2 protein-coding genes are annotated in these 1,662 nt (G+C 56.1%); one reads left to right on the forward strand and one right to left on the reverse strand.

What is annotated here, in order from left to right:
- Positions 1–709 (reverse strand): hypothetical protein (locus AC1DT2_RS22670; protein WP_477298901.1); only part of this gene is annotated, 709 nt, incomplete at its 3' end.
- 288 nt (positions 710–997) lie between these two features.
- On the opposite strand from AC1DT2_RS22670, the gene AC1DT2_RS22675 reads away from it, so the two are divergent.
- Positions 998–1,662 (forward strand): ThiF family adenylyltransferase (locus AC1DT2_RS22675; RefSeq protein ID WP_477298903.1); only part of this gene is annotated, 665 nt, incomplete at its 3' end.

The raw sequence follows: 1,662 nt of genomic DNA on the forward strand, positions 1-1,662 counted from the left end.
GCTGCCCACGGTGCCGGTAGCCGTCAGCTAGCGCGCGGCGCCAGGGCGGTGGAGACTTCCGGCGCGCCGTGCGGACCTTTCTCTCACCGACAATATTGTCGACCCACGTCTCATATGAGCCATCTCTTGCGTTCGAAAAAACGATGGATTGCACGTACGAGTTCTCGGGAGCGTTGCACGTGATTTTCCCGCGCGTTCTTTCAGCCAATCTTGCAGAATTGGCTACCCTGACAGGATATCGATCGGTCGCGCCCGACGAATAGTGACAGGTAAAGATGTAGTCAAACGGATCAGTACGCGCGACTGAATTGCTCAGGACGTAGTCGAACGTTACGAGATGCAATCTTCTGCGGAGGGTGAGGGCGACATCCCTGTTCTTGCTCAAACCATCAATTCGCAGGAATCGTCCCTTGATGTCGCCGTATTTCTCGGAAATCTCTCTCTGCTCGACAGACCTGCCCAGAGCGTCGAGACTGATGGGTTCCTCGACCGAGCTCAGGGCGAGATTCCCAGGAGAACGCTTGTTGCCCATCTCCATGAAATCGAAACCCGTTCCATGGAGGCTCGCGACGCCGCCAAATGGCTTCTCATGTTCGAAGTCAATCTTGAATTCCGGGGTCGCGTTCGGGCCGTGCGCCCTAACAGGGGAAGCCGCGCTCAGGGAAATGGCAAGAGCGGTGATAGCCGAAGTGGTGAAAGTCCATTTCATGCCGGCATTCCGTGATCGAGTAATCAATGGCAACGATATTGCGAACCTCCGGTGGTCGGAAGTAAAACGCGTGCGAGTCCGACCACTTTCGTGGTGCATAAAGGGAAGTTCCGATCGTTAGCCGCTGTTTCTGAACACTATGCAGAAACTCCAGTACCTGGAAGCTTTCAGGTCCGTCTTGAAAATGATGAGGAGGCATCCGGTTGAATGCCCGTTGTCAGGGGAGCACTATCCAGACTGCGCCGAGGACACGATGTCCCTACGATGCGCTATCGGGAGAGATCAAGGATGAATGCTCGCGATTCAGAATGGATTCGGCGATTCGGTCGGCAGGAGAGCCTCCTTCCGCAGAAACTGCCTGACGTATTACGAGGCAGTACGGTGATCCTGGTGGGCCTCGGAGCCATTGGCGGCGCAGCGCTGCACGTTCTGGCAAGAAGCGGCACAGGTCGATTCGTCTTGATCGACCCCGATGCGATCGCTGTCGAGAATGTCGCGGGCCAGCTTTTCGCTTCCACGACAACGCTCGGAGTGGACAAAGCAGAAGTCGGGCGAAGGCTGATTCTGGATATCAATCCTGATGCCACAGTCTCGATTATCGAGAAGACGTCCGACCTGGACACACTGTGCGCTGTGATGTCTGACGCCGACGTCGTCGTGCTCGGTATGGATACGCTGGCTGCAGGGATCGCCTGTTATCGAGCCGCGCGCGTAACACATACGCCGGTAATCGATTTCCTCTACTTTCCTACACCCAATGTAGTCTCCACGTTTCCGGGCGAACCGCCCCCAGAGATGYGGTTCAACTATCCCACCCAGGGTTTGACTGGTGAAGCTCTGGATCAAGACGTTATCGTTGCGGACGCTCTGCTGCGAGTCGTTGCATACGGATTTGCGTGTTGCCCCGATGTCTTCCATGCGATGGATGGGAGGCTTATTCCGATGCTTAGACG

It is taken from the genome of Luteibacter sp. P4_E6, from assembly GCF_056401535.1.